22 protein-coding genes are annotated in these 23,840 nt (G+C 49.9%); 2 read left to right on the top strand and 20 right to left on the bottom strand.

Annotated features, from left to right (window positions below; translation table 11 throughout):
- From H9Q78_RS11255 to H9Q78_RS11185, 15 genes are all read right to left on the bottom strand, one after another.
- Positions 1-5,061 (bottom strand): metallophosphoesterase, encoded by a 5,061-nt coding sequence (locus H9Q78_RS11255; RefSeq protein WP_249301783.1) that lies wholly within the window; start codon positions 5,059-5,061, stop codon positions 1-3.
- Positions 5,062-5,162: 101 nt separating this feature from the next.
- Positions 5,163-6,353 (bottom strand): phosphopentomutase, encoded by a 1,191-nt coding sequence (locus H9Q78_RS11250; protein WP_249301781.1) that lies wholly within the window; start codon positions 6,351-6,353, stop codon positions 5,163-5,165.
- Positions 6,354-6,777: 424 nt separating this feature from the next.
- Entirely contained in the window at positions 6,778-7,185 is a 408-nt protein-coding gene (locus H9Q78_RS11245; RefSeq protein WP_249301779.1) for a Fur family transcriptional regulator, read from the bottom strand.
- Between the two features lie 11 nt (positions 7,186-7,196).
- Positions 7,197-7,379 carry a FeoB-associated Cys-rich membrane protein gene (locus H9Q78_RS11240; RefSeq protein ID WP_249301777.1) on the bottom strand — a complete coding sequence of 61 codons (183 nt, stop codon included), beginning with the start codon at positions 7,377-7,379 and terminating at the stop codon, positions 7,197-7,199.
- Between the two features lie 140 nt (positions 7,380-7,519).
- Positions 7,520-7,852: a hypothetical protein gene (locus H9Q78_RS11235; RefSeq protein WP_249301775.1), complete on the bottom strand. Its 333-nt coding sequence runs from the start codon at positions 7,850-7,852 to the stop codon at positions 7,520-7,522.
- A gap of 357 nt (positions 7,853-8,209) precedes the next feature.
- A complete protein-coding gene (locus H9Q78_RS11230; protein ID WP_249301773.1) occupies positions 8,210-8,503 on the bottom strand; it encodes a DUF2325 domain-containing protein in 294 nt (97 codons plus the stop codon).
- A 133-nt stretch (positions 8,504-8,636) separates the two neighbouring features.
- Positions 8,637-9,416 (bottom strand): ZIP family metal transporter, encoded by a 780-nt coding sequence (locus tag H9Q78_RS11225; RefSeq protein ID WP_249301771.1) that lies wholly within the window; start codon positions 9,414-9,416, stop codon positions 8,637-8,639.
- A 31-nt stretch (positions 9,417-9,447) separates the two neighbouring features.
- Complete coding sequence (gene greA, locus H9Q78_RS11220) at positions 9,448-9,951, bottom strand: transcription elongation factor GreA (RefSeq protein ID WP_249301770.1); 504 nt, start codon at positions 9,949-9,951, stop codon at positions 9,448-9,450.
- Positions 9,952-9,972: 21 nt separating this feature from the next.
- Complete coding sequence (locus H9Q78_RS11215) at positions 9,973-11,001, bottom strand: alpha-hydroxy-acid oxidizing protein (protein WP_249301767.1); 1,029 nt, start codon at positions 10,999-11,001, stop codon at positions 9,973-9,975.
- A 153-nt stretch (positions 11,002-11,154) separates the two neighbouring features.
- Positions 11,155-11,760, bottom strand: a complete 606-nt coding sequence (locus H9Q78_RS11210) for a flavin reductase (protein ID WP_249301765.1) — start codon at positions 11,758-11,760, stop codon at positions 11,155-11,157.
- A 243-nt stretch (positions 11,761-12,003) separates the two neighbouring features.
- Positions 12,004-12,747: an SDR family NAD(P)-dependent oxidoreductase gene (locus H9Q78_RS11205; RefSeq protein WP_249301763.1), complete on the bottom strand. Its 744-nt coding sequence runs from the start codon at positions 12,745-12,747 to the stop codon at positions 12,004-12,006.
- A 141-nt stretch (positions 12,748-12,888) separates the two neighbouring features.
- A complete protein-coding gene (locus H9Q78_RS11200) occupies positions 12,889-13,656 on the bottom strand; it encodes an ABC transporter permease (RefSeq protein ID WP_249301761.1) in 768 nt (255 codons plus the stop codon).
- Entirely contained in the window at positions 13,653-14,570 is a 918-nt protein-coding gene (locus tag H9Q78_RS11195) for an ABC transporter ATP-binding protein (RefSeq protein ID WP_249301759.1), read from the bottom strand. Before H9Q78_RS11195 ends, H9Q78_RS11200 begins: the two co-directional genes overlap by 4 nt.
- A complete protein-coding gene (locus H9Q78_RS11190; protein ID WP_249301757.1) occupies positions 14,567-14,770 on the bottom strand; it encodes a PLD nuclease N-terminal domain-containing protein in 204 nt (67 codons plus the stop codon). Before H9Q78_RS11190 ends, H9Q78_RS11195 begins: the two co-directional genes overlap by 4 nt.
- Positions 14,767-15,882, bottom strand: a complete 1,116-nt coding sequence (locus H9Q78_RS11185) for a helix-turn-helix domain-containing protein (RefSeq protein WP_249301756.1) — start codon at positions 15,880-15,882, stop codon at positions 14,767-14,769. The genes H9Q78_RS11190 and H9Q78_RS11185 overlap by 4 nt, the downstream gene beginning before the upstream one ends.
- A 178-nt stretch (positions 15,883-16,060) precedes the next feature.
- Here H9Q78_RS11185 and H9Q78_RS11180 point away from each other — a divergent pair, with 178 nt between their 5' ends.
- Entirely contained in the window at positions 16,061-16,822 is a 762-nt protein-coding gene (locus tag H9Q78_RS11180; RefSeq protein ID WP_249301755.1) for a MerR family transcriptional regulator, read from the top strand.
- Positions 16,823-16,865: 43 nt separating this feature from the next.
- Here H9Q78_RS11180 and H9Q78_RS11175 read toward each other — a convergent pair whose 3' ends face one another.
- Both H9Q78_RS11175 and H9Q78_RS11170 read right to left on the bottom strand, forming a co-directional pair.
- Entirely contained in the window at positions 16,866-17,453 is a 588-nt protein-coding gene (locus H9Q78_RS11175; protein WP_249301754.1) for a CDP-alcohol phosphatidyltransferase family protein, read from the bottom strand.
- A 47-nt stretch (positions 17,454-17,500) separates the two neighbouring features.
- A complete protein-coding gene (locus tag H9Q78_RS11170; protein WP_249301753.1) occupies positions 17,501-18,883 on the bottom strand; it encodes an MATE family efflux transporter in 1,383 nt (460 codons plus the stop codon).
- A gap of 212 nt (positions 18,884-19,095) precedes the next feature.
- On the opposite strand from H9Q78_RS11170, the gene H9Q78_RS11165 reads away from it, so the two are divergent.
- Positions 19,096-19,296 carry a hypothetical protein gene (locus H9Q78_RS11165; RefSeq protein ID WP_249301752.1) on the top strand — a complete coding sequence of 67 codons (201 nt, stop codon included), beginning with the start codon at positions 19,096-19,098 and terminating at the stop codon, positions 19,294-19,296.
- 135 nt (positions 19,297-19,431) lie between these two features.
- Here H9Q78_RS11165 and H9Q78_RS11160 read toward each other — a convergent pair whose 3' ends face one another.
- The 3 genes from H9Q78_RS11160 to H9Q78_RS11150 form a co-directional block, all read right to left on the bottom strand.
- On the bottom strand, positions 19,432-20,277 hold the full coding sequence (locus H9Q78_RS11160; protein WP_249301750.1) for a MerR family transcriptional regulator: 846 nt from the start codon (positions 20,275-20,277) through the stop codon (positions 19,432-19,434).
- Between the two features lie 39 nt (positions 20,278-20,316).
- Positions 20,317-20,520 carry a hypothetical protein gene (locus H9Q78_RS11155; protein WP_249301748.1) on the bottom strand — a complete coding sequence of 68 codons (204 nt, stop codon included), beginning with the start codon at positions 20,518-20,520 and terminating at the stop codon, positions 20,317-20,319.
- Positions 20,521-21,022: 502 nt separating this feature from the next.
- Positions 21,023-23,818, bottom strand: coding sequence for an ATP-binding protein (locus tag H9Q78_RS11150; protein WP_249301746.1), 2,796 nt, complete (start codon positions 23,816-23,818; stop codon positions 21,023-21,025).
- Positions 23,819-23,840 lie beyond the last annotated feature (22 nt).

Here is a 23,840-nt window from a genome sequence, read left to right as displayed (position 1 = left end):
TTACCTGCCCTTTTGCTTATTTTCCATATTTTTTTTCTTTTTTAGAAGCGACGCTGCCAAGAGGCTTCCTCCCGCAAGGACCAGGACCGCTCCCCAAAGTACGGGTACCGCAGAATCGCCTGTCTTCACCTGTCCGCTTTTCACAGAAGTCCCTTTTCCCGAGGTCCCTTTTCCTCCCGATGCCGTGGTGGGAACGGCGGCGGCAGTGGTGCTGCCGGCAGTGGGCACAGTAGATTCTGTGTTATCGGAGCTCGGCTCTGTAGGGTTTTCCTCCGTAGGGTCTGTTGGCTCTGCAGACGGCTCCTCTTTTTTCTCAGTCACAAAGCTCTGCAGACTGCTCACGGCCAGACCGCCTTTATCATTTGTCACAGAAGCATACCAGGTATAACCGCTTTCTTCCTGCAGCCCCGTCCACGCCATTTCCGCCTGAAGTTCCGATACATCGGCAGTCCCCAGGAGTTCCGCAGTCCTCACCCCGGCGCTGAACCGGCTGCACTCCAGCGTTTTTTCCGTGGTATCGAATTTTACGTTCAGCTCAAATATATCGATAGAGCTGCCCTTTTCCCCTTCTTCATAACTGCTGTACTTTGCCGTATCATAATAATTGAAGTCGTCATGGAGCGGCGAATAGGAATTCATATAAATCTTATTCTCATCCAGATCGAAGTACAGGAACTTAATATACTCCTCTCCTCCCTCAAATGCCGACTGGTAATCTGTACATATCTGGTAAACCGTCCTTTCTTTAATTCCGTCCTTATCATCATCAAATGCCGTCGTTTCAAAGGAGGAACCATGGTAATGCCCATTAAGCACCGCGATGACATTGGGATTTTTCGCCACCACCTGTTCCTGGAGGACTTTGCCCGCATAGTCCAGATAAGTACCCCCGTTCTCTCTTACATTGGTATAACGGTGCAGAAGGATGATCGCCTTTCTGTCGGGATATTTGGCCAATACCTCATTCATCCAGTTAATCTCATCCGTATAAATGTCCCAGCTCATGTACAGCATGATAAAATCCTGTCCGTTTTGGCTAAGCAGATCATAATGGCCCGCATTGTTATTATAAGAGCCTCCATAGCAGGGCATATCTGAAAACCGGTCTTCCCCAAAATAATTCCAGTAATTTTGGTACAGCACATTTCCGGCTGCCACATCATGGTTTCCGGCCAGCACGCCATAGGGCATTCCCGCGTCGTCAAATATCTTCATGGCCTTATCTGCGTTTTCCCACTGGCCGATCATGTCATATTCATCCACGATGTCTCCCGTATGCAGGACATACTTGATCTTCCAGTCATCCGCGTTGTCCACGATCCATTGATTCTGATTCATATAATGTTCCGGCCAGCTTTCGCAATAGTACTGGGTATCTGTGATCCAGGCAAAGGAAAAATCATAATCTTCCGGGCGTCCGGTCCCATCCCAGCTGCCGGATTCATCATCCGCCGCCGTAATCTGGTCCTCATTTTCTAAAATACCCAGCTCGCCAATGTCTGTGGAAGGATTGCTGAGCTCCGCCCTGCACTGGACCAATACCAGGGCTTTCCCATCCGATAAATGGTCCTTGGCCGTAAAGGACGCCTCCATGCTTCCTGCCGCGTCAGGAGTTCCAATAACTTCCCAGCTGTCCGCCGCTGTATTGAACACATACATTTTCACTGCGTGGGAGCTGTCCGCGTTGCTCGCCGTACCGCTCCAATTGACAAATACACTGTCTTCTTCTTTGATTTCCCCTGTCTGAATGGTGAAAAGCTGATATGGCAGGTCTTCTTCCCCTTCTTGAACGGTGATGTCTCCGTTCTCCGCAGTCAGACTCTTCCCCTTATAAAAGGAAACCTGTGCGCCTTCTGTATTGATGTCCTCCAGCGATACGGAAAGTCTGGAAGAGTCGGAAGTAATATCCGTCGTCTCTGCTTTCTTGATCGCCGGATTGACATCGCTCACATTGAAATGAACGCTATCCTGCGCCAGATTACCAGCCAGATCTTCAGCCAGAATGGTCAGTTCGTGGCTCCCTTCCTCCATGTCTCTCACGGCCCGGCTGTAGGGGAGCTCAATCTCCGTTCCGTCCAAAATAGCGCTGACCTCTGACACGCCTCCCTCGTCGGACACCTGAGGGTCTATGACCAGGGTTCCTGTCACATCTTCATCCTCATCTATCCCAATTTCGACAGAAGGAACTGTGTTGTCCACAGTCACCGATGCCGTCACCGTTTTTCCACCGGCTTCAGCAGTAATGGTGTGTACGCCGTCGGCCAGTCCCGTCGTGTCCAATTCATATCCCACAGCGGTCACATCGGCCGCCGGAATTTCAAATTTAGCTTCCAGACGGGTGCACATACCGGCACTGTCGCCGATGGTATGGATGGCATCCAGAGCCGTGCTCAGATTTGTCTTGGCGCTGGTCTCTACGTCATCCGGCCCTATGGATACAGGCAGGTATTCCTTTCCATTGGCCAAAAGCATACGCAGATTCGTGACCGTATAATCTTCATGGTTTTCATCAGGGATATAAAGATCCTCAAAGGGTGTTCCGGAATCTCCGGCCCATAGTGTGAGCGTCACCTCATAACAGGATTTATCTGCATTATAGCTGAAATATTTATTGTCAATATGGATTACCTTGGAATCCAGGTCGGCCCACTTGGCTATGTAACGGATGATCTCCCTGCTGTTCTCCCCGTAAGGGGCGGTCACGGCATTTTTGAAATAGGAGTCACGGCCTGTGGCAGTCAATGCAAAATATGCGCCGTTCTCCAGAACAGGAACCGAAGTCACCTCTGAACCGTCCACCTTTATCTTGGTAGAAGCATTATTGCCACCGTCATTGGCCGTGATCGTGGTCACTCCCCGAAGGATACTGCTGTCAGCCACATTCAGACGAATCCCGTTCACTTCGTTCAGGCTGTCAATGCCGACTTTGTAAGTACCCGTTTTCGTGCTTCTGAAGTTATTAAACGCCTCCACATAAAATTCTACGGAATCATGACCAAACAGCACATCTGCCGGAATCCGCGCCAGATAATAATAAGAAACCCGCCGGCTGGTCTCCGTTATCACGCTCCATTCCGTATCATTGTCCAGGCGGTAATAGAGCTTCGTTCCCAAAAGTCCCATATTGTCGGCAATATCAAACGTCACGAACATCTCTTCACCTTCCAGGATGGAAGCGGGGCAGCTGTCATGCAGAGTGAGGGACGGCGCCGTACCGTCATCGGCCGGATATCCGTCATATCCCGTAAAACGGCTCTGGTCCGCCGGCACCTGCCAGTCCTCCACGGTCCCAGGAGTCGGAGCCGTATCTGTCGTCACGATCAGGCTCTTGCCGTCGGCAGTCCTGGGATAAGTATATTGAATCGACTGGTTCCCGGTCTTGTCTATCGTGGCCTTGTTCCCTTCATTGAAAGAAGCGCAGGCAAAAATCTTGTCGGCGGTGCGGCCAAACTTCAGCGTGCGCCACTGGGTATTATGGAAACCGGCATAATTGATCCGGACGATATCCTGACCCTCCGTCAGATCTGTGCCGTAAAACGTGTTGAAATCGTCCACGGTATTTCCATTGCTGCTCAGCCATACTATGATGGTGTCGCCCGGCTGTACCATTACCACCGGCTCGCTGACCGTCCATGTCTTGTCCGCCGTGGAAGTCCCGGTATATTCATAAAAAAGTTTATAATAACTGTAGTTTATGGCTGAGCTGGTGCGATTATAAAGCTCCACATAAGAAAACTGGGAGTTGCCCTGATACGCCCCTGAGCTCACCTCAATGGGAGTCACCACTTCCGTGACGACCAGAGGCGCTTTCTCCTCATCGGACAGCTCCGGATACTCAACGGCTGTGGTCCTTTCCCCGCTTTTTTCAGAATAACTGCCGCCATAGGTGGCGCTCACATACCAGCTGACGCTGTCGCTCCAGAATTTACTCTTCGGTACGGACGCTGTCACCGTATCGCTTCCTTCCTCCTGGGTCATCTCGACAGTCTCCTCTTTCATCCCGGCTGCCTGTCTGTAGTGCAAGTATGCCTTTCCTATCCCTTGATTTCCCGTGACCTTGGCAGTAATGTCCAGAGTATCTGCCGTGCTGGCCAGATTATCAGGGCCGGTCACATCAGATACGGTTATCTGGGCGGGCGTTTCATAATGTACCGCTTCGTCCGGCACCTGCCAGTCCGCCACCGTACCGGGAGTCGCCGCAGATACCTCCTTCTTCTGGGAAACCGTTCCGTGGCCGGAATACTGGTACTGTACGGCCAGTTTGCTGTTCCGGTCGGTGATATCCGCACCGCCCACATTACATTCTGCATAACAGATGATACTGTTCTCGTCCCTTCCAAAAGCAAAGCCCCTCTGTGCTGTGGTGTGGATGCCCGAATAGTTGATTCGGTAAATGTCCTTTCCTTCTGTCAGGTTAGTTCCATAATACGCATTAAAAGTATCTACAGAAGCTCCTTTGCTGTTCTGCCAGAGGACAATGGTCTTTCCAGGTTCAATGTTGAATTCTCCTGTGTTCCAGACCTGTCCTCCTCCGCTCGGATACTGATAGTAAAACGTATACTCGCCGAAGTTGATGACGGCGTCTGAATTGTTATATACCTCTGTATAGGTCAGCTGCTGGCTCGTCGGACCGGCCGGAACGATCTCCGTCACAATCAGCGGCGAAGCATCCGCCGAAGCCGACGCACTCCTTGACAGAGCCAACGCCGAACCACTGTCCAGTTCCTGAGGAATATCATTCTCCGGGGGGGCCGTACTGTCCCCGGTTTTTCCGATGGATTCTTCAAAGGAGCTCTCATCCTTTATACTCTCTTTTGTTTCTGATGATATACTCTCCCCGACGGATGTCGTTTCTTCTCCGGCGCCTTCTGTTCCGGACGACGTCCCGCTGTCTGTCTCCCCGAAAGATGACTGTGTAGTCGATTCTTCCAAAGAAGCCGCCCCGCTCTCCTGAGCGGAAGTTGATGTCTCTGCGTTTACATTGGGGATATTGACAGATGAAAGTCCTATCACCGCCGCCAATGCAAAAGCCGCTGCTGATTGAAAAAGCCTGCTTCTCATTTTCCTCTCCTTTAGTCAGATAAGATTTGTGCTTTTTTCATTCTAACAGCGGTTTGTAAAAAACAGATACTGCTTATTGTGGAAATTGCGTAAGATTTTTGCTAATCTAAAATTTCCTTTTCTTTCAGTATCTCGTAAAGAAAGCTCTTCCCCGAAATCGCCCCCTCCAATCCAAAATAGTCTAGGACCGTCTTTCCGATATCGGCAAAGCTTTTCCTGGTGCCGATATTCACGCCGGGCTTCACCGGTTTTCCCACAATCACCACCGGGATATATTCCCTGGAATGGTCGGTGGAAGGCGTAGAAGGATCGCAGCCGTGGTCGGCCGTCACCATGAGGATATCTTCCTCTTTAAGGAGGGCCAGGAGCTCCGGAAGCTTCGCATCAAAATAGCTCAGAGCTTCCGCATATCCGTCCACATCATTTCTGTGGCCGTACAGCATGTCATAGTCTACCAGATTCGTAAAGCAAAGCCCTTCAAAATCCTGTTTCATATATTCAATGGTCTTTTCGATTCCATCCGCATTTCCTCCGGTCCGGACAAATTTTCCGATACCCTTTCCGGCAAATATATCGTTAATCTTTCCTACTGCCAACACATCTTTCCCGTTTTCAAGGAGAACATCCAGCATGGTGTCTCCGGGAGGCGTCAGGGAAAAATCATGCCTTCTTTCTGTTCTTTTAAAACCTCCCGGCTCTCCGATAAAAGGCCTGGCAATGACCCTTCCCACCCCATATTTTCCGGTACAGAGTTCTCTGGCCGTCTCACAGATCCGGTAAAGCTCATCCACCGGCACCACTTCTTCATGGGCGGCTACCTGAAACACACTGTCCGCAGATGTATAGACAATCAAATCTCCCGTTTCCATGTGCTCTTCTCCAAAATCCCGTATGGCGTCGGTGCCGGAATAAGGACGGTTGCAGAGCACTCCCCTTCCGGTACGTCTCTTGAACTCATCCAGAAGCTCATCGGGAAATCCTTCCGGAAAAGTAGGCATCGGCGCTTCTGATATGATTCCTGCAATCTCCCAGTGCCCCGTAGTCGTATCCTTTCCCTTCGAGGCCTCTGCCAGTCGTCCGACCGCCCCGTCAAAGCTCTCCGTATTTTCACCGTTACATTCTGACACCCCGTCAATGTGAAAAAGCCCAAGCTTTTTCATATTCGGCATGGAGAATCGGGTGCTCCTCGCCGCAGCTCTCAGGGTATTGCTTCCCGTATCTCCATATTCACCTGCATCGGGCATTTCCCCAATGCCGACACTGTCCAGCACAATCAATATTATTCTTTTCATATTCCACTCTCCTGTATCCCTATTGTATTCCCAAAAATTCTTTTTCATCCGCTGCACAAAGCAGAAAGGAGCACCTCTGCAGACCGCAGACGGATGCTCCCTTTTCAAACCATCTATTCCATTTGCGCTGTCCGGCGTCTCCTGCCCATAAAAGCAGCGGAGCTTATATCTCCATCATACCAGAATGAGTCAGGAATTCAAGGCGGATCCGAACAGCCCCTGTTTTCCTTTTATGATTTCAGCCTTTTGCTTCTCCCGTTCCCGCCGGGACTACAAGATCGGGAGCTCAGGCGCTTTGTATAATTCTTGACTCCAAAAATAAAGATAAGCAATAACGACAGATAAATTACCGCTGCCATTCTCTCCCTCCTTTGATATTTACATTTCTCCGCAGAAGACTTTCCAGCCCCAGGCTGCCTTTTCATCAGCCGTCCACCAATATCACAGCGCGGAAATCCTTCCCTCTGAGATATCCTCTTTGCTGCAGAAATCCTTTGATCTGTTCATAAAGCTCTGCATCTTCCCTTTCTTCCGCCTGGGCGCCTCCTGAATAAGCGATCCTGCATTTCATGTCACAGCCAAAATCCCAGCCTGCTGTCTGAGTCGACATGCTGCACTCCTTCTTCAGTATTCCCATATCCTGCAGCACGTTTATCGTGCGGTAGACCGTCGCCATCCCAATGGATGGATCCTGCTTCAGCGCTTCATAATAAATTTCCTTGCTGCAATGGTATTTATTTTTTATGATAATCTCTATCAATATCTTCCTCTGCTCCGTAATGCGGCAGCCTCTGCTCCGCATTTCCCGGATGATCCGTTCTTTATTCCACATCGGCGTCCTCCTCACGGTCTGTCGCTGTGGCAGGCCCCAGTCTCATGACAGCTGCCGCAGCAGCCGCTGCATCCGCCGCAGGATTTCCCCTGCTTCTTACCCTTTCGGATACTTCTCACTGCCAGGGCTGCAAGCCCTACGACCGCCAAAGCGATCAGAATGGTTGCCAGGTTCTCATATAAAAATGCCAACATGATCAAACACCTCTTTCCAGATTCCTGAATCCGCAGTTAGAAATAACTAACTACAAGTAGATTAGCATCCATGACCTGATTTGTCAATAATACTTTGTTATTTTTATTATGATAATACAAAATACTTTTTGAAATCATTCTCAGTAAGCTCCGAATAAGTTCCAGTTAAACGCCGGCAGAAGTTCCGGACCGTCACGATTTCGGTTCGCTGGCGATTCAGGGGCCGCTTTATCCCCGCTCCAGGAGTACCACTCACATGTCGACGGAAAATCCGGATGATTTTCCGTCTCCGGTTCGCTCAGAAACGGAATCGGTATTTCCGTTTCTGCCTCCCTCCGCTTGGGGAACATCGACCTCTGCCCTGCAGCGCTCACCTTTAGGCCGGCCCGGAATCCTTCTGCCGGCGCCCTGCCTGCCGCACCATTTCGGATGACTTCCATTCTTTTGATTCCAGAAAAGGATCGGATATCCACACGGCCCGCGCGCCTTATGGCAGCGGGCCGCGGTGGGCCGCCCCAATGGCTTTTATAACAAACGAGCGCCTACTTTGGTGCGGCAAGAGGAGCGGGAGGAACGATCCGATTCCATCGTAAGGTGAGCGCCGCAAGGCCGTTAGCAGGATCTTCCCGGCCGCAGGGAGGTAAAAACCGAATCTCATGCAGGTTTTTATTGGAATCTGACATGGAAAAATATCGATTTATCCATGTCAGTTGGAAAGGACCGACTGGAGGCCGTAAAGATGCTGGTTATGGCTGCCAGCGAGCCGCCTGGATGGAATCGGATTTCCTCCTGTCTCATCTGGTTATAAAGATACGTTTTTTTAAAGATATTCAAAGGTATACTTCCGCGCATCTTCTTTCCAATATCTCGCAGAGTGCGGTCCCGCTGCTGGTATGGCAGCGTATGATTTCTATATTGGCCCGTTTTGCTTCGTCCACCGCGCATTTGATCATTTTATGGGAAACCGTATTGGTAAAAAGCACCAGGAGATCCGGACGTCCTATCTGTTTGTTCATTCCGGCCGCCATCTGGGTGAAAACTTTCGCTTTACAATTAAAATTCTTACAGATTTTTTTATATTGACAGACCATACGGTCATGTCCTCCTACGATCACAATGCTCATTTTTCCCTCCTTTTATGTTAGTTATAACTAACCCAATTCCATGATACACGATTATCCGATGTTTGTACAGGGGAGTAACCGAGAAAGATTCTCAATTGCTCCCCTGTCCGATTCTTTTCTCGTTTTAAACCTTCTACCCCAGAGCCACGTCCAGGATCATCATGAGCACAAAACCAATCGCAAATCCCATAGTACCCAGATTCGAATGTTCTCCCTCCGAGGCCTCCGGAATCAGTTCTTCTACCACCACATAGATCATAGCTCCCGCAGCAAATGCCAGCAGATAAGGGAGGACCGGCACAAAATACTGAGCCAGCAGGATCATGGCCGCCGCTCCCAGCGGTTCTACCACTCCGGAAAGACTTCCCATGAGGAACGCCCGCCAGCGGCTGACGCCTCCTTCACTTTTCAGGGGCATGGAAATGATGGCTCCTTCCGGGAAGTTCTGAATCGCCATCCCCAGGGCCAGAGCCACAGCGCCGGTCATGGTGATGCCGCTCTCTCCCGACAAAAGCCCCGCAAATACCACGCCTACAGCCATTCCCTCCGGGATATTGTGAAGTGTCACTGCCAGGATCAGCATCGTACTCTTTCTGCAGCTGCTGACTGGTCCCTCGGGCGTATTGCATTCCAGATGCTGATGCGGTACCCGTTTGTCAAGGAGCAAAAGGAACGCCATGCCGATCAGCATGCCAACAGCCGCCGGCACGAAAGAGAACTTTCCCATATCATCTGAAAGCTCTATGGCAGGAATCAGCAATGACCATACGGAAGCCGCTACCATCACGCCGGAAGCGAATCCCAGCAAAACCTTTTGTATCCCCGGCCGTATCTTGTCTTTCAAGAAAAATACGCAGGCGGATCCCAGCGTCGTCCCAATGAATGGTATCATGATCCCAATCAGTATATCCATATGTCTATAACCTTTCTTTTCTGTATTGGCATCAGAAGCTCCGCAGTTTATCCGTCCCGTCGTCCACCGTGTTCTCTATGGAGCGGATCACTACGTCATAGCCATAATTGTCATTCACTTTGACATGTACGGTATCTCCGACTTTATGGCCGAAAATGGCCCTCCCGATGGGAGACTCCGTACTAATGTAATGCTTCAGGGAATTCCCCCGCACAGAAGTGACCAGCTTATAAGTCTCCTCCGTGTCATCTTCTTCAAAGTAAAGTCTGACCGTATTGTTCAGGCCCACCTCGTCGTCCTTTGAATCTTCCGGCACCACCTCTGATGTTTTGAGCATCCTCTCCAAATAACGGATACGGCTCTCATTTTGATTCTTATCCTTTTTTGCCGCATGGTATTCAAAATTTTCACTCAGGTCCCCGTGAGCCCGCGCTTCCTTCACCGCCTCTAAAGCCTGTTTCCTCACTACCAGTTTCCGGTACTCGATCTCTTCCTCGATTCGTTCCACATCTTTACTCGTCAACTGATTCCGCATTTTATGACCATCCTTTTCCAACTATCTCCCCGGACTCCATATCATGTCCCTGGTGATATCCTCCAGGGAAGAAGCGCCGCACATGGACATGGTGTCCGCCAATTCTGAACCAATCTTATCCACATAGGCCGCCACACCTTCCGCGCCGCCGCCATAGACCGCCGTGACGAACGGCCTTGCGATGATGACCGCGTCGGCCCCCAGGGCCAGAGCCTTGAACACGTCTGTTCCGGAACGGATTCCCCCATCCACAAAGATTTTCATGGAGCCGTCCACAGCCCTGACGATTTCTTCCAAAACCTCTGCCGTGGAAGGACACTGATCCAGCACACGCCCTCCGTGATTGGAAACTACAATGCCTGCCGCACCGGCTTCTTTCGCCTTAAGAGCTCCTTTTACTGTCATAATGCCTTTTACGATAAAAGGCACTCCCTTACAGAAACCCACGATATTCTTAAGCTCTTCTACGGATTTCCTTCCGGCAGGAGGAGTCATGTTTTTCAAAAAAGGAAGTCCCGCCGCATCCACATCCATGGCCGCGGCAAAGGCCCCGGAAGCCGTCACCGCATCCATTTTCTCCAATACTGTTTCCAGGTTCCAGGGCTTCACCGTGGGGACGCCCGCGCCTCCCGCTCGGCTTATGGCCGCAGTGGCTCCCCTCATCACAGCCGGATTCGTCCCGTCACCGGTAAACGCAGCGATTCCCGAAGCGGCACAGGCCGATACCAAAACCTCGTTATAGCTTTCGTCATTGTATGCATCTCCGTAGTGAAGATTCACGGCGCCGACAGGTCCGGCAAAAAATGGAAACCGGAAATGTTTCCCGAAAAGCTCCAGCCCGGTGTCCACCGGATCATTGGGGCAGAGCGTATCCATGTTCACACGGATCTCCTGCCATTTATCGTAATTCCGGATTGCCGTATCCCCGGCGCCCTTTGCTCCGGGACCGGGCATCTGGTTCCTGCATGCCCTTCCGTTGCATACAGGACATGCCTTACAATATTCTCCAATACAGGTACGCGCGTTTTCCAACATTTCCTGATATGTCATAATCTCCTCCTGATTTTGCCTGGGATTCCCCACCATGATTTTTCTCTATTGTATCTCTTTTTCTTCGTCCAGTCAAAGCAAAAACCGGCTTTTCAAAAGCCGGTCCGCCTAAAAATCATCATCCGCCTGACATTCGGCGTGACGCTCTTTCCATTACTCAATTTTTTCAAAATCTGCCGCCCCGTGCTTGCAGATCGGACAGACAAAATCCTCCGGAAGCGGTTCGCCTTCATATACGTATCCGCATATCCGGCACCGGTATCCGGTCTTCTTCGTCTTTTCCGGCTTGGGTTTTATATTGCTCTGATAGAAGCCGTAAGTCAGAGAAGGCACTTCACTGAATACCTGCGCATCGGTCACATCCGCGAGGAACATGGTGTGAGTGCCCAGATCGATGGAATCCATCACCTTGGCCGATATGTAAGCATTGGTATATTTCGCAATGGCATACAGTCCATTCTCCGTTCTCATGGCCCCTTCCCACTCCTCGAGCTTCTCCGTATCCCGTCCGCTCTGAAAACCGAAATGCTTAATCACAGAAAAAGGGACCTCTTCCGTCAGCGAGGACACATTAAAGAGTCCCGTCGCCATTATCATATCATGGGTCTTATTCTGCTTATTGACCGTAATGGAGACGCGGTTTGGAGACGTGGTGACCTGGACAGCCGTATTGATGATGCATCCATTGTCCTTCTCTCCCTCTCTCGCCGTCAGAACATAAAGGCCGTAGCTGATCTTATACATTGCTTTATGATTCATGAAAAACCCCCATTTCCGAGATCCTTCACTTCCAGAAGAATCCATTTTCTTCTACCATACCGCACAGCCCGGCTTTTGTCAATTTATGCCCGAGGACATCCCTTTTCATATCTTTCAAAAAACGTATCCTTATAGCCAGATGAGGCAGGCGGAAATTCGATTCCATCCAGGCGGCTCGCTGGCAGAAAGATTCCGGGCAGGCGCACTCCGCGTGATAAGGTATCAATTTTCTGCCCGACAGGCTCAGCTCATTGCAGCTCCGTCCACGGACAGGATCTCTCCTGACACATATGCCGCCATATCGCTGGCCAGGAACAAGAATGCGTTCGCCACGTCCTCCGGCTCTCCTATTTTTTTGAGAGGAATGGTCTCGATCAGGGGCTTTATCACTGATTCCGGCACAGCGTCCATCATATCGGTCCTGGTCACCCCGGGAGCTACTGCATTTACGCGGATACCATCTTTGCCAAGCTCTCTCGCCAGAGATTTCGTAAGACCATTCACGGCAAATTTGGAAGCCGGATAACCGCAGCCGGACGCCTGTCCGTAGAGGCTAACCATGGAGCTGGTATTCAGAATCACTCCGCTCTTCTGCTCTCTCATATGGATTGCGGCCGCTTTGGAGCAGTTAAACACTGCTTCCACATTGAGCTCCATAATCTTCTTGAAATCCTTTTCTTTATAATCATAGATGCTTCCCATTGCAGAAATACCTGCATTGTTGACCAGAATATCAATCTTTCCAAGCCTTTCCTTTATCTGGTTAAAGCATTCTTCCACCTCAGCATAATTTCCCAGATCGGGCCACACACCGGACACCTCATAACTGCTGTTTTCTGCCTTGAGCTTTTCCAGCGCCTTGTCCACTGTCTCTTTCCTGGAACCGCACAGGACTACCGACGCCCCATTATCCAGAAACTTTTTGACGGTCGCATAACCGATTCCCCTCGTTCCTCCTGTAACAACCGCTACCTTTCCCTTAAGCATGAATATGCCTCCTTCTCACATATGCGCGATTCGGCGCTTTTGTCTATTTTTTAACGCGTGCAACATATTGATAATACCGAGGATATCCCATTTTGTCAATCCTATCCACACATTTTTTATACGCGTATTCTGCTGTTTTCTTTAAATCTGTTTTTTCCCGAACACAGAACAGGAGGCGGATAAGAAAAGAACCGTCAAAACCGCCGCGGTCACTGCAGCCCACGCCAAATCTGCAGGTACGGCAGTCCCCTGAAGAAGCGCCATATTCTGAGAGGCCAAACTCACCGGCAGATACCTTCCAACCTTAGGTACCATATTAAGAAGAAACTGAAGGACGACGATCCCTCCGGTAAACAGAAGACTGCCATAAATCGTACCGAACAGAACGCCTCCGAACAGAGAGGCGGCAACGAGTAAAACACCGAACAGCCACAGGCAGAATACGGAAAATGGAAGTGCCGCGCTCCAAGCCCCTCCCCTCCAGAAATACCAGGCATAAAACCAGGCGGTCAGAAAACTCAGCAGGTAAGCTCCTGTCCAGGTCGCGGAAGCCGCCGTGAACTTAGCAAGAATCACTGTTTTCCTGGGCATTCCTTTCGCCAATATGGGGACTAAAGTCCCTTTCCCGTATTCAAAAGCCATGCTTCCGCTGAACAAAATAACCAAAATAATCAGCCCGATTTGAGTGACATTTTTAAAAAACTGTGCCCAGGCGTCCAATGCCGACGGTTCAGTAAGAGCGATCTGCATTCCTTCCGGCATGAATTCTTTCATGAGCTCCGGCAGAAACTTGGCCGCCAAAGGCGACATGATCCCCAATAATAAGAATACAAGCCCCATCACCAGCCATTTGTAGGTCCTGAAAAGCTCCAAGAACTCTTTTTTCATAAATGCTCCATATGCCCTCATAATACCGCCTCCATAAACAAATCCTCCAGCCCCGGCTCCTGTATCTCAAACTTTAGAGGCACCAGTCCATGGCATTCAAGCGCCTGCAGGATCTCATTCCCTGTTCCGTCCACATCGGCAGTTCGGATGGCCGCCCCTCTTCCGGATGCTTCCGCATGGACGAATATATGGCTGAGCTCCGGCAGCTCCCGAAATTTTTTCCACTCTTCTTTTTTCCGGAATTCCACATAGATGCCGCTGCTCTTTTTAGCCGTCCGAATCTCTTCCATCGTCCCGCAAAGCGCCAGCCTCCCCTCATGGAGCACGGCGACTCGGTCGCAGACCCGCTCTACATCAGAAAGAATATGAGTGGAAAAGAGCACCGTAGTCTTCTCCGTGGCCTGCTCCAGAATCTCAAGAATTTCTTTTCTTCCCACCGGGTCGAGCGCCGACGTGGGCTCATCACAAATGAGAAGCTTCGGACTGTGGAGCAGGGCCTGGGCTATCCCAAGTCTCTGTTTCATCCCTCTTGAAAATCCTCCGATCTTCTTTCCATTTTTCTTAAGACCCACCATATCCAAAAGCCGGGTTCCTGCCGCTTCTGTCTCTTCCGGCTCCATTCCCGCCGCAGCCCCGCAAAGCCTCAGATATTCCATGGGCCTCATATAAGAATAGAACTGAGGCACATCCGGCAGATACCCCACATAACGATTTGTACCGGATTTCCCATATGCCACCGGCTCACCGAATATCTCTATTCTTCCGGCGTCCGGCTTTAAAAATCCCAGTATCATTTTCATGGTAGTCGTCTTACCGGCTCCATTCTGTCCTAAAAACCCAAAGACTGAATGTTCTGGGATCTCGAGGGACATGTCATTTATCACCATATTAGCACCAAAGCTCTTTTTTAAGTTTAGAATTTTCAATGCGTTCATTCTTCTTCTCCTCTTCCGAAAAGGAAATATACGACCGGCCCGATTATTTGAATGAAAACCACCGCCAGAATCCAGACCACCCGGTTTCCAAACCGGTAATTCGGATGCCTGAAAATATGGATCAAAGCTGTTGCCATGAGAACCAGTTCAATGACGATGAGCGGCATCAATAACGGAAGATTTTCCAATAACACCTTCATATCGTTTTACCTCCTGAATTCTTTTTCATTTCCTTCACGACTTTCTGATACCGTGGCTCGTTTCTCCACCGGTCCAGATATGGGTTTTCCGTGACTCCTTTCAGATATGCCTCTTTTATCATGACTTCGCTGCGCGGAGCCTGTATTCCCAGCTCCAATTCCTCCTTCAGCCATCCGTCGATCTGATCAAAATAACTGTCGCCATGGAGGATTGGTGAAAATCCGGGAGAATAGCAGCATCTTCCGTATCGTTCCAGCATAGCCAGGCCTTCTTCTTTATTCTCTGTGGCAGCATAATACACAATAGCGGACATATATAACTGAATCATGGCGTTCCAATGCAGACGCTCCATTTGGAACAGCTCTCCGAGCTTCACGGTCCTCCGTATCATCTCCTCGATTCTTTCATCCTTGACAGATGTCCCTGCGATGCTGACGGCAGCGTCTCCCACAAGGTACAATAGATGCTGATACATGCAGACCTGGAGGATTTCTTCCGCTTCCCTGACACGGCCCTGTACCCGATACGACTCTGCCAGAAGCTCTGCATCCTGAGAAAAAGGCCGTATATGTTCTCCGATGTATTCCGGCACCTTCTCCGGATGTCCGAGCATTAGATGGCACAAAGCCTTCATAGTCAAGGCTGTTTTTCTTTCATCGGCATCGTCGCTCCCCTTTTCCACCCGTTCAATGATCTCCAGCGCTCTGTGAAGAACGGCCCCCGGTTCTTCTGCGATTCCCGCGTGATTCAGCAAAAGGGTTATCATCTGTAAAAGCAGAGGATAACAGGAATAATATTTTTTTATGATCTCCTCACATTCCTCCAGCACCAGATCAAATGATTCTTTTTCAAATCTCACGGCCAGCCGGCGGTAAAGCTCCTTGATATCTTCCCTTGTCATCTGGGGCTCATAGCCGATCAGCTCATCCACGCTGATATCAAAAAAAGCTGCCAATCTGGGAAGCAGCGTGATATCCGGATAACTCTGGTCATTTTCCCATTTGGAGACCGCGGCCTTGGATACACCGATGTATGAGGCAAGCTCCTCCTGCCCGATACCTTTTTTGTGACGCTCTTCCACTATCTTCCTAGATAAATGGATCTCCCTCATATTTTTCACCTCTTCATTAACAGTATACAGAAGCTTACGTAGAAGTACAAGGGAATGAAAGTTGATTCCGGTTGAATGAATCAACCTTCAGTTGATATATTAATATGAAATAAAACTCTTGACTTTGACGCGGCGTCAGCTGATAGAATTAAGACACAGGCTGAAAGGAGTGATAAAAATGGAATACAATACCCATGAATTGTCCCGACTGGCAGGCATCAGCGCCAGAACTCTGCGGTATTACGATGAAATCGGGCTTCTGCGGCCCTGCCGGACGGCGGAATCAGGATATCGTTTCTATGGAGAAAAAGAGGTGGAACTGCTGCAGCAAATCTTATTTTACCGGGAACGAGGCCTTGAACTCGGAACCATCCAGGAAATCATCTGCCAGCCGGATTTTGACATCCTGGAAGCATTAGACGGACACTTGTCCGCCCTGATTCAGCAGAAGGAACGGCTCGACACTTTGATTCAGACTGTGAAGCTTACCATTGCCACAATGAAAGGAGAAAGTAAGATGGATGACACCATGAAATTTGAAGCGTTTAAAAATGATCTGGTCGATAAAAATGAACAAACCTATGGAAAAGAGATCCGAGAAAAATACGGAGATGAGGAAGTGAATTCATACAATCAAAAAATCCTCGGATTGTCCGAGAAAGAGTATGAACAGTTCAGGGATTTGGAAACAGCGATACGAAAACGGCTGGAGGAGGCCGTACGTTCCGGCATAAAGCCCGAAAGTGAAGCCGGCCGTGAGACCGCCTTCCTGCACCGTGACTGGCTGAGCTATACCTGGAAAAAGTATTCTCCCAGAATGCATAAAAGCCTCACAGACATGTACGTCCTCGACGAGCGGTTCAAGGACTATTATGACAGAGAAGTAAAAGGCTGTGCGGATTTTCTGATGCGGGCAGTCAAATACTGGATAGAAGATTAAAAACACTCGCAGCGGGCGGTTTTTAACACCAGCCCGCTGCAGATCATTTATCCTTCATTTTCCAAAACACGGGGATATAAAGGGCCCAAGTCACAAGACACGCGGCGCATGCCGCCGCTGCCAATACGTTGACCCAAAGGACGGACAACTGAGGCAGGAATACGAGCACCAAAAGTACTGCAAACAGGACCGTTGTGCAGACCTTTCCAAAAAAATGCGCGCCGTCCAGCATCCTGCCCTTACGCAGGTAGATAATCCCCATGATGCCCATGAAGCTTTCCTTTACCGCAAGTATTATCAGCAGGATCCATACCTGCCGGTATCTGCTGCACAGGCAGAATACGACCACAATATGGGTCAGCTTATCCGCAATGGGATCCAGCGCCTTTCCAAGCCTGGATATCATATGGAATTTTCTGGCGATCCTTCCGTCCAGCATATCGGTCAGGGCGGAAATAAAAAGCACAAGGGCCGCCGCCTGATAGCCTCTGACTGTCTTTGCATTCAGGTAGATACAGGCAAATACCGGAAGCAGAGCCAGCCGGAAAAAGCTCATCATATTGGGTATAGTAATTATTTTGTTGTATTCTTCTCCGTTCTCTTTCATCTGTCCCATTACCTTCTTATCCATAATCAGTCTTCTGTTATGTCCTATTTTACCACATATCCTCCCTATCGTCACCACGTCCTCTTACTTCGCCTGTTTATATGGAAGAAATAGGCCAGGCAGAGACTAATCTGAAGAACCGTGGAAACAGGCGTGGCAAGGCCGATCCGGAATAAGGATGCGTGTTCCGTCCGGCTCATGATATAGGATACTGGAATTCTGACCAGAAACGCTCCCACAATGCCCTGGGCCATGACAAAGGTAGTCTTTTCCCTCCCATTGAAATACCCGATAAAACAGAACAAAAACGAAACCAGCAGAGTATCGATGGCATATGCTCTCAGATAATCGGCAGCAGCGGCAACGACATCCGCGTCTCTCGCAAACATACCGGCCAGAAACTCTCCATGGAAAAAGGAGAGATATGACATGACCGCTCCAAATGCGAAGGATGTGAGCATCCCGTAGACCATGGCGCGAACTGCCCTGTCGTTTCTCCCGGCCCCAATGTTCTGCGCCACAAATGCGGACATGGACTGCATATAGGAGGACGGCACCAGCATGATGAACACACACAGCTTTTCTGCCACGCCGACTCCTGCCGACGGAATGACGCCCAGAGAATTCACGATCGTAATAATGGCAAGAAAGGAAAGACTCACCAGCCCGTCCTGAAGAGCTATGGGAAATCCCAGCCGGAGTGTCCTTGCTGCCACCTCTTTCCGAAAGAGAAGATTCTTCCTTGTAAAACGAAAGGGCAGTCCCTTCTTTTTCACAAGGAGAAGGCACAAGACCACGCTGACCGCCTGGGCAGCCACTGTCGCAATGGCGGCTCCTGCCGCCGCCATGCGGAATACGGCCACCAGCAGGAAATCCCCCACAATGTTGACTACACAGGCCGCAAGAACGGTATACAGAGGCGTTTTGGAATCTCCCATTCCCCGGAAAATACTTCCCAGCACATTATAAGCCACAATGAATGCAGAACCTGCAGAACATATCCTCACATATTCCACAGTTTTATCAAACGCTGCTTCCGGAGCGTGCATAAAAGCAGAAAAAGGAACCGCTGCCGCCGACATGACTATGGTGATAAAAACGGCCAGAGCGGAAAAAATAAAAACGGCACTACCTATGACGTTTCCAGCCTCTTCTTCCTTCTTCTGCCCAATCTTCTGTCCCAGTAAAATAGTTGTCCCCATGGACAGCCCGGTAACCACCGAAGTGATGGTCTGCATGATCTGGCTTCCCGTAGAAACTGCGGAAACATCCGCGGCAGTACCGAACTGCCCGACAATCAGAAGATCAACGGCCCCGTACATCGCCTGTAATAGAAGCGCAAACAGCACCGGCATCGCGAACCGGAAAAGCGGCGCCAAGATTCCTCCCTCTGTAAATCCGGCGTTCTGTCCGGTTCTCACTTCCTTGTCTCTCTGATTCTTTTTCCTCTGCATCTTCCATTCCTCCTAAGTTCTATGATACAAAATACTTTTTGGAATCTTTCTTGGAAAGCTCCGAATGAGCTCCAGTTAAACACCGGCAGAAATTCCGGGGAGGAACGATCCGATTCCATCGTAAGGTGAGCGCCGCAAAGCCGTTAGCAGGATTTTCCCGGCCGCAGGGAGGTAAAAACCGAATCTCATGCAGGTTTTTATTGGAATCTGACATGGATAAATATCGATTTATCCAAGTCAGTTGGAAAGGACCGACTGGAGGCCGTAAAGATGCTGGTTATGGCTGCCAGCAAGCCGCCTGGATGGAATCGGATTTCCTCCTGTCTCATCTGGTTATAAAGATACGTTTTTTAAAGATATTCAAAGGTATGAATGAACAAATTTACTCCCTTATAGAACAAAAAGCCGGATAAAACAGCAGGCATCCCAGCCTGCCATCTTATCCGGCTGAACACTTCTTTCGAGTGGCCACCCTCCGATGAACGAAACACATTATAGCAAAAATACACTTTTCAGTCAAGTGCTGTCCGGCGTTCCAAATCCCCGCTTTATTCCGCCGTGTTCTGGTACTGCCTGCAGCGCAGCCATGCCGCCAGGGATGCGATGACAAATACCGCAGCGTCTATGAGCAATACCATAGACACATGTTTTGCATGCCCAAGACAGAACAAAATCGTGAAGATTTCCACCGAAAGCGCCACAAAGCACAGGAAATTAGCCAGATAATCTGACGCTATATCGCTGTAAAAGCCATTCAGCCTCAAGCTCCTCCAGATGAATGGCCTCAGGAAAAAACGAATCACACCGCAGGCCGCCGTATACAAAAAGATAAATTCTTTGGCCATCTGAGTAGTCGCTGCCTCCCCATTCCACTGGATAGGAATCTTTTCCGGAAGCATAGAGTACGAGCATACAGCAGCCAGCAGACATAGAGACGTGAGTACTGCCCAGACTGCGGAACTTCCCCATAGGTAGAAAAATGATACCGTATCCGAACCATATTTCTCCTTATTGTTTTCCACATATCCATTCAGATTCTCTACATACTGTTCCACATCCAGGCTTTCATAGCCGCTTTCCTGCCGTTTGAGCATCTGTTCACATATGTGCCTGGACTGCTCCAGCCCCTGTATCCCGTCTTTCAGCTTCTGTTCCTGCCGCCGCAGAACCTCAGGCAGCCGGCTCTTGCCAGACTTAAGGCTCCGTATTTCTTCCACCGAAATATCGATACTGCGCAAAAACGCGATCTTCTTGATCTCCTTCACATCCTCCGGCGAGTAATCCCGATAACCGTTCCCCTCGTTCCTGGCCGGCGTGATCAGCATCTCTTTTTCATAAAAGCGAATATTGGAACGAGACAGCCCTGTCAGCTCCTCTACCTCTTTAATCGTCATATGAGTCACCGTCCTTTGTCTGTTTGCCTGAATCGTACACTATAAACCCGGTTTACAGTCAAGAAGATCCGAAAGATTCTCTTGTTTTTTCCGAGATTTCTTATCCTCCGACGCCGCCAGGCGCTCACATGCCACCGGACACCTTTTCTTCGCTGTCTCATGCTTCGTCCTGCAAGCGGCGCAGTCTCCATGATAAGAGCATTTTCTTCGTTTACACGGGCAATCCTGTCTGTATTGATCCATCCTGTCCCCCTTGTATCTTTCCTATAGGACGATTATATCATACCTGTTTCTTACGTACTACTTCCGTTTTTTGTAAACTAATGGATTCCTCACGGAGCCAGGAACGAAGCGCCTGCGTAGAACCAATTCACACACAGGCGTTCTGGTGCCTCCCATGGAGACAAACGTGCTGATCTCACGCATGGACCACAAGCTGTCCGCCGGTGAACTCTGTGTTGTCGTTTGTCTGCGTTTCAATGGAGCTTCCATTGAAAATGCTGCCACACCCTTTGAAACTGCGAATCCGACAGAGGACTTCCCTCTCTGTCGGCAATCGCATATTCGGATATGGATGTAGCCTTCACTTATTTCCTCTCGGCGCAGCCCAGAGTATAAGCCAAGCATAATGAACACATACGGCAGATACATAGTCCCCAATGACTTGACTATGTAGTTGTTCATGTGGAGGTGTATCCTTTCAAAGTGGCTGAAGATATCAAGGAGCGCCGTGAATCTACTAAAGTTATGACTTCTCCGCTGCCCGAATGGTTCTGTGCAGTTCACGGAACAGCACATTGATATCCACTGGCTTTGATACAAAGCCCGACATACCTGCCGCCAGGGCCGCGTCTACATCTTCCTGAAAAGAATTGGCAGTCATTGCAATGATCGGTATCATTTGGGCGTCAGGCCGGTCCAGGCTTCGGATGGCTTTTGCTGCATTCAGCCCGTTCATCTCCGGCATCTGGATGTCCATGAGAATTGCCTGAAATTCTCCGGAAGTGCTTGCTTCAAAGCGTTCCACCGCCAGTTTCCCGTTTTCCACCCGCTGTATATCGGCTCCCTGGGCTCCCAAAAGTTCCATGGCGATCTCCGCATTCAGATCATTGTCCTCCGCAAAAAGAATCCGGATACCGTGCAGAGTCATGTCCGTTTTTTGGCAAAGCTCAGGCTGCTGACTATGCTCCCCAAAAGGAAGGGTAATCGTAAAATAAAAGGTACTGCCCCGGCCCGGTTCGCTCTGCAAAAGCAGATCACCGCCCATGAGCCGCACGATGCTTCGGCTGATGGGAAGTCCCAAGCCGGTTCCCATGCTCTTGGAGGTGCTGGTTCCCACCTGCTCAAAGCTCTGGAACACACGCTCCTGGCTTTCGGGGGCGATTCCCACGCCGGTATCTATCACCTGGACCGTCAGCTCCTGACCAGTCTGGCCGGCGGGTACGCCATCTACACGAAGCGTAACGCTGCCGCCCTCATTTGTAAATTTGAACGCATTGGACAGCAGATTCAAAATCACCTGCCTCAAACGGACATTGTCGCCCAGATACGTTTCCGCACGCACATTGCTCTCTATCTGAAATACTAAACCACGGCGTTCGGCGTCCGTCGCCAGCATACTTTCAATATTATCCAGCAGCTCATCCATGGAGAAAGGCGCACAGTTGAGCGTCATTTTCCCGCTTTCAATACGGCTCATATCCAAAATATCGTTGATAAGGCTCAGAAGGTAATGGGAGGAGGCCTTGACTTTTCCCAGGTTACGCTGTGCCTTTTCCGGCAGATCCGGAAGCCTTTCTGTCAAATCGGCCAATCCCACAATGGCGTTCATAGGTGTGCGGATTTCATGGCTCATGCGGGAGAGAAAATCGGTTTTGGCCCGGCTGTCCGCCTCCGCTTTTTCCAATCCCAACCGCATCTTAGCGGACCGCAGCCGGAAATAAAAATAAAGGCTCACCAAAAGTATAGTCAGCACCAAAAATAGAAGTACTACCGTGATTGCCAACTGGGGATTGGAGGCAACGATGCCGGATAATGTGATATGGGTGTCCCCAATGGAAACCATATTCAAGCTGCTGATCGCTTCTTTTTCGGATTCCGACAAATTGTTGACGGCCTTATTCAAGATAGAGAACAGCGGCGAGTCCACCGGCTTGGAAATCGCAAAGCTGATCTCCGTGTTGTTATTTGGCAGGCTCACCTGAACCACATTGGTGAGATTTCCCGTTCGAATGATATTTTCTATATGGGCGCCTATCCCATAAAAAAAATCAATTTTCCCGCTGTTGACGTCGCTTAATCCCTCTTCGACGCTGTCGTAATATACGATTTCCTCCGCAACCACAGATTTTGATTTGCTTCGGCCGGTCATCACGCCGCATACCCGGCCCTCCGAGGGATAGGTGACATTTTTATTTCGGACCAAAATCGGGGAAAGACCGGCATAGGCTGTCGTTCTGGCCAAATCATGATCGGACGCACTTTCTCCCGTGCCCAGGAAAAAGCCCAGCATATCGGCTTTTCCCTCTTGTACCATAGTGATCGCATCCATATAGGAGTCGCAAAGAAGATAGGTGAATTGCAGGCCGGAATACTCGGTCACTTTCTTTAATACGTCCGGCACAAAGCCTTCATGATAATCGTCGATGTCCACGCAATACAGGGGGTGCCAATTATCCGGGACCGCTACGGTAACGGTGCCTTTCTCCGCGATGTACGACAATTCTTGTTCTGTTAATACCGCATATCCGGTCATATGGTCCGCGAAGTTTTTCACTTGCTCTTTTTCCGAGAATTCCGGGTCCGCAGCATAGATCTGCTCCAGCGCCATATTCAACCCATCCAATATTTCCTGGTTATCCGGCTGGGTGACAATGTAATGGGCCTGACCTCCGAAGGACGCCGCCGCGTACAGGGTGTCCGGCATATCCGTGCCATAGCCCAGCAGCAGATCCACCTCTCCACTCTCTAATCGATTGTATAGATTTCCATTTTCGAGATCATCACGGCTGTAATAGCGAATCTCGCAGTCCAGAGCCTGCATGGTCAGCCAGTCTTTGAGACGCTGGATATTCTCAGTGGAACGGTCATACGCACCGATGGTCTTGCCGTTCAGCGTCCCCGTATCATAACTGCGGATGGAGGCGTCATCCTTCCTGGCCATCAGCTTTGCCTCTGTATAACCGCAGTTATAATCCGGGTAGGCAAATATGTCTTCCAGGCTTTCGCTGTAAAAGGTTCCGCCCATCAGATCAAATTTTCCATCCTGGAAGTCGCCCACCGCATTGCTCGTGGAGACATATTCGTATTTCCAGCCGGTGTATTTGGAAATCTCGTTGAGATAATCCACTACCACGCCGGCGGGCGAGCCATCCGCTGAAAGAGAAGTGTACCCCTCCGCGTTGGGAAAGGCCACCCGCAGGACAGTTTCCTCTGGCTCCTCCGCGGCCGCGCGGGGAGAGAAAAGAGATACCACAAGAAACGCCGATAGAAAAACTGCGGCAAGGCGGCGGACGCCTCTCTGTATTTGATGTTTTATCATATAGTCACCTCAGTTGGCGCTC

Origin of the sequence: Qiania dongpingensis, assembly GCF_014337195.1 — a bacterium.
Classification (GTDB): domain Bacteria; phylum Bacillota; class Clostridia; order Lachnospirales; family Lachnospiraceae; genus Lientehia; species Lientehia dongpingensis.
This window is presented reverse-complemented; position numbering and strand designations above follow the sequence as displayed.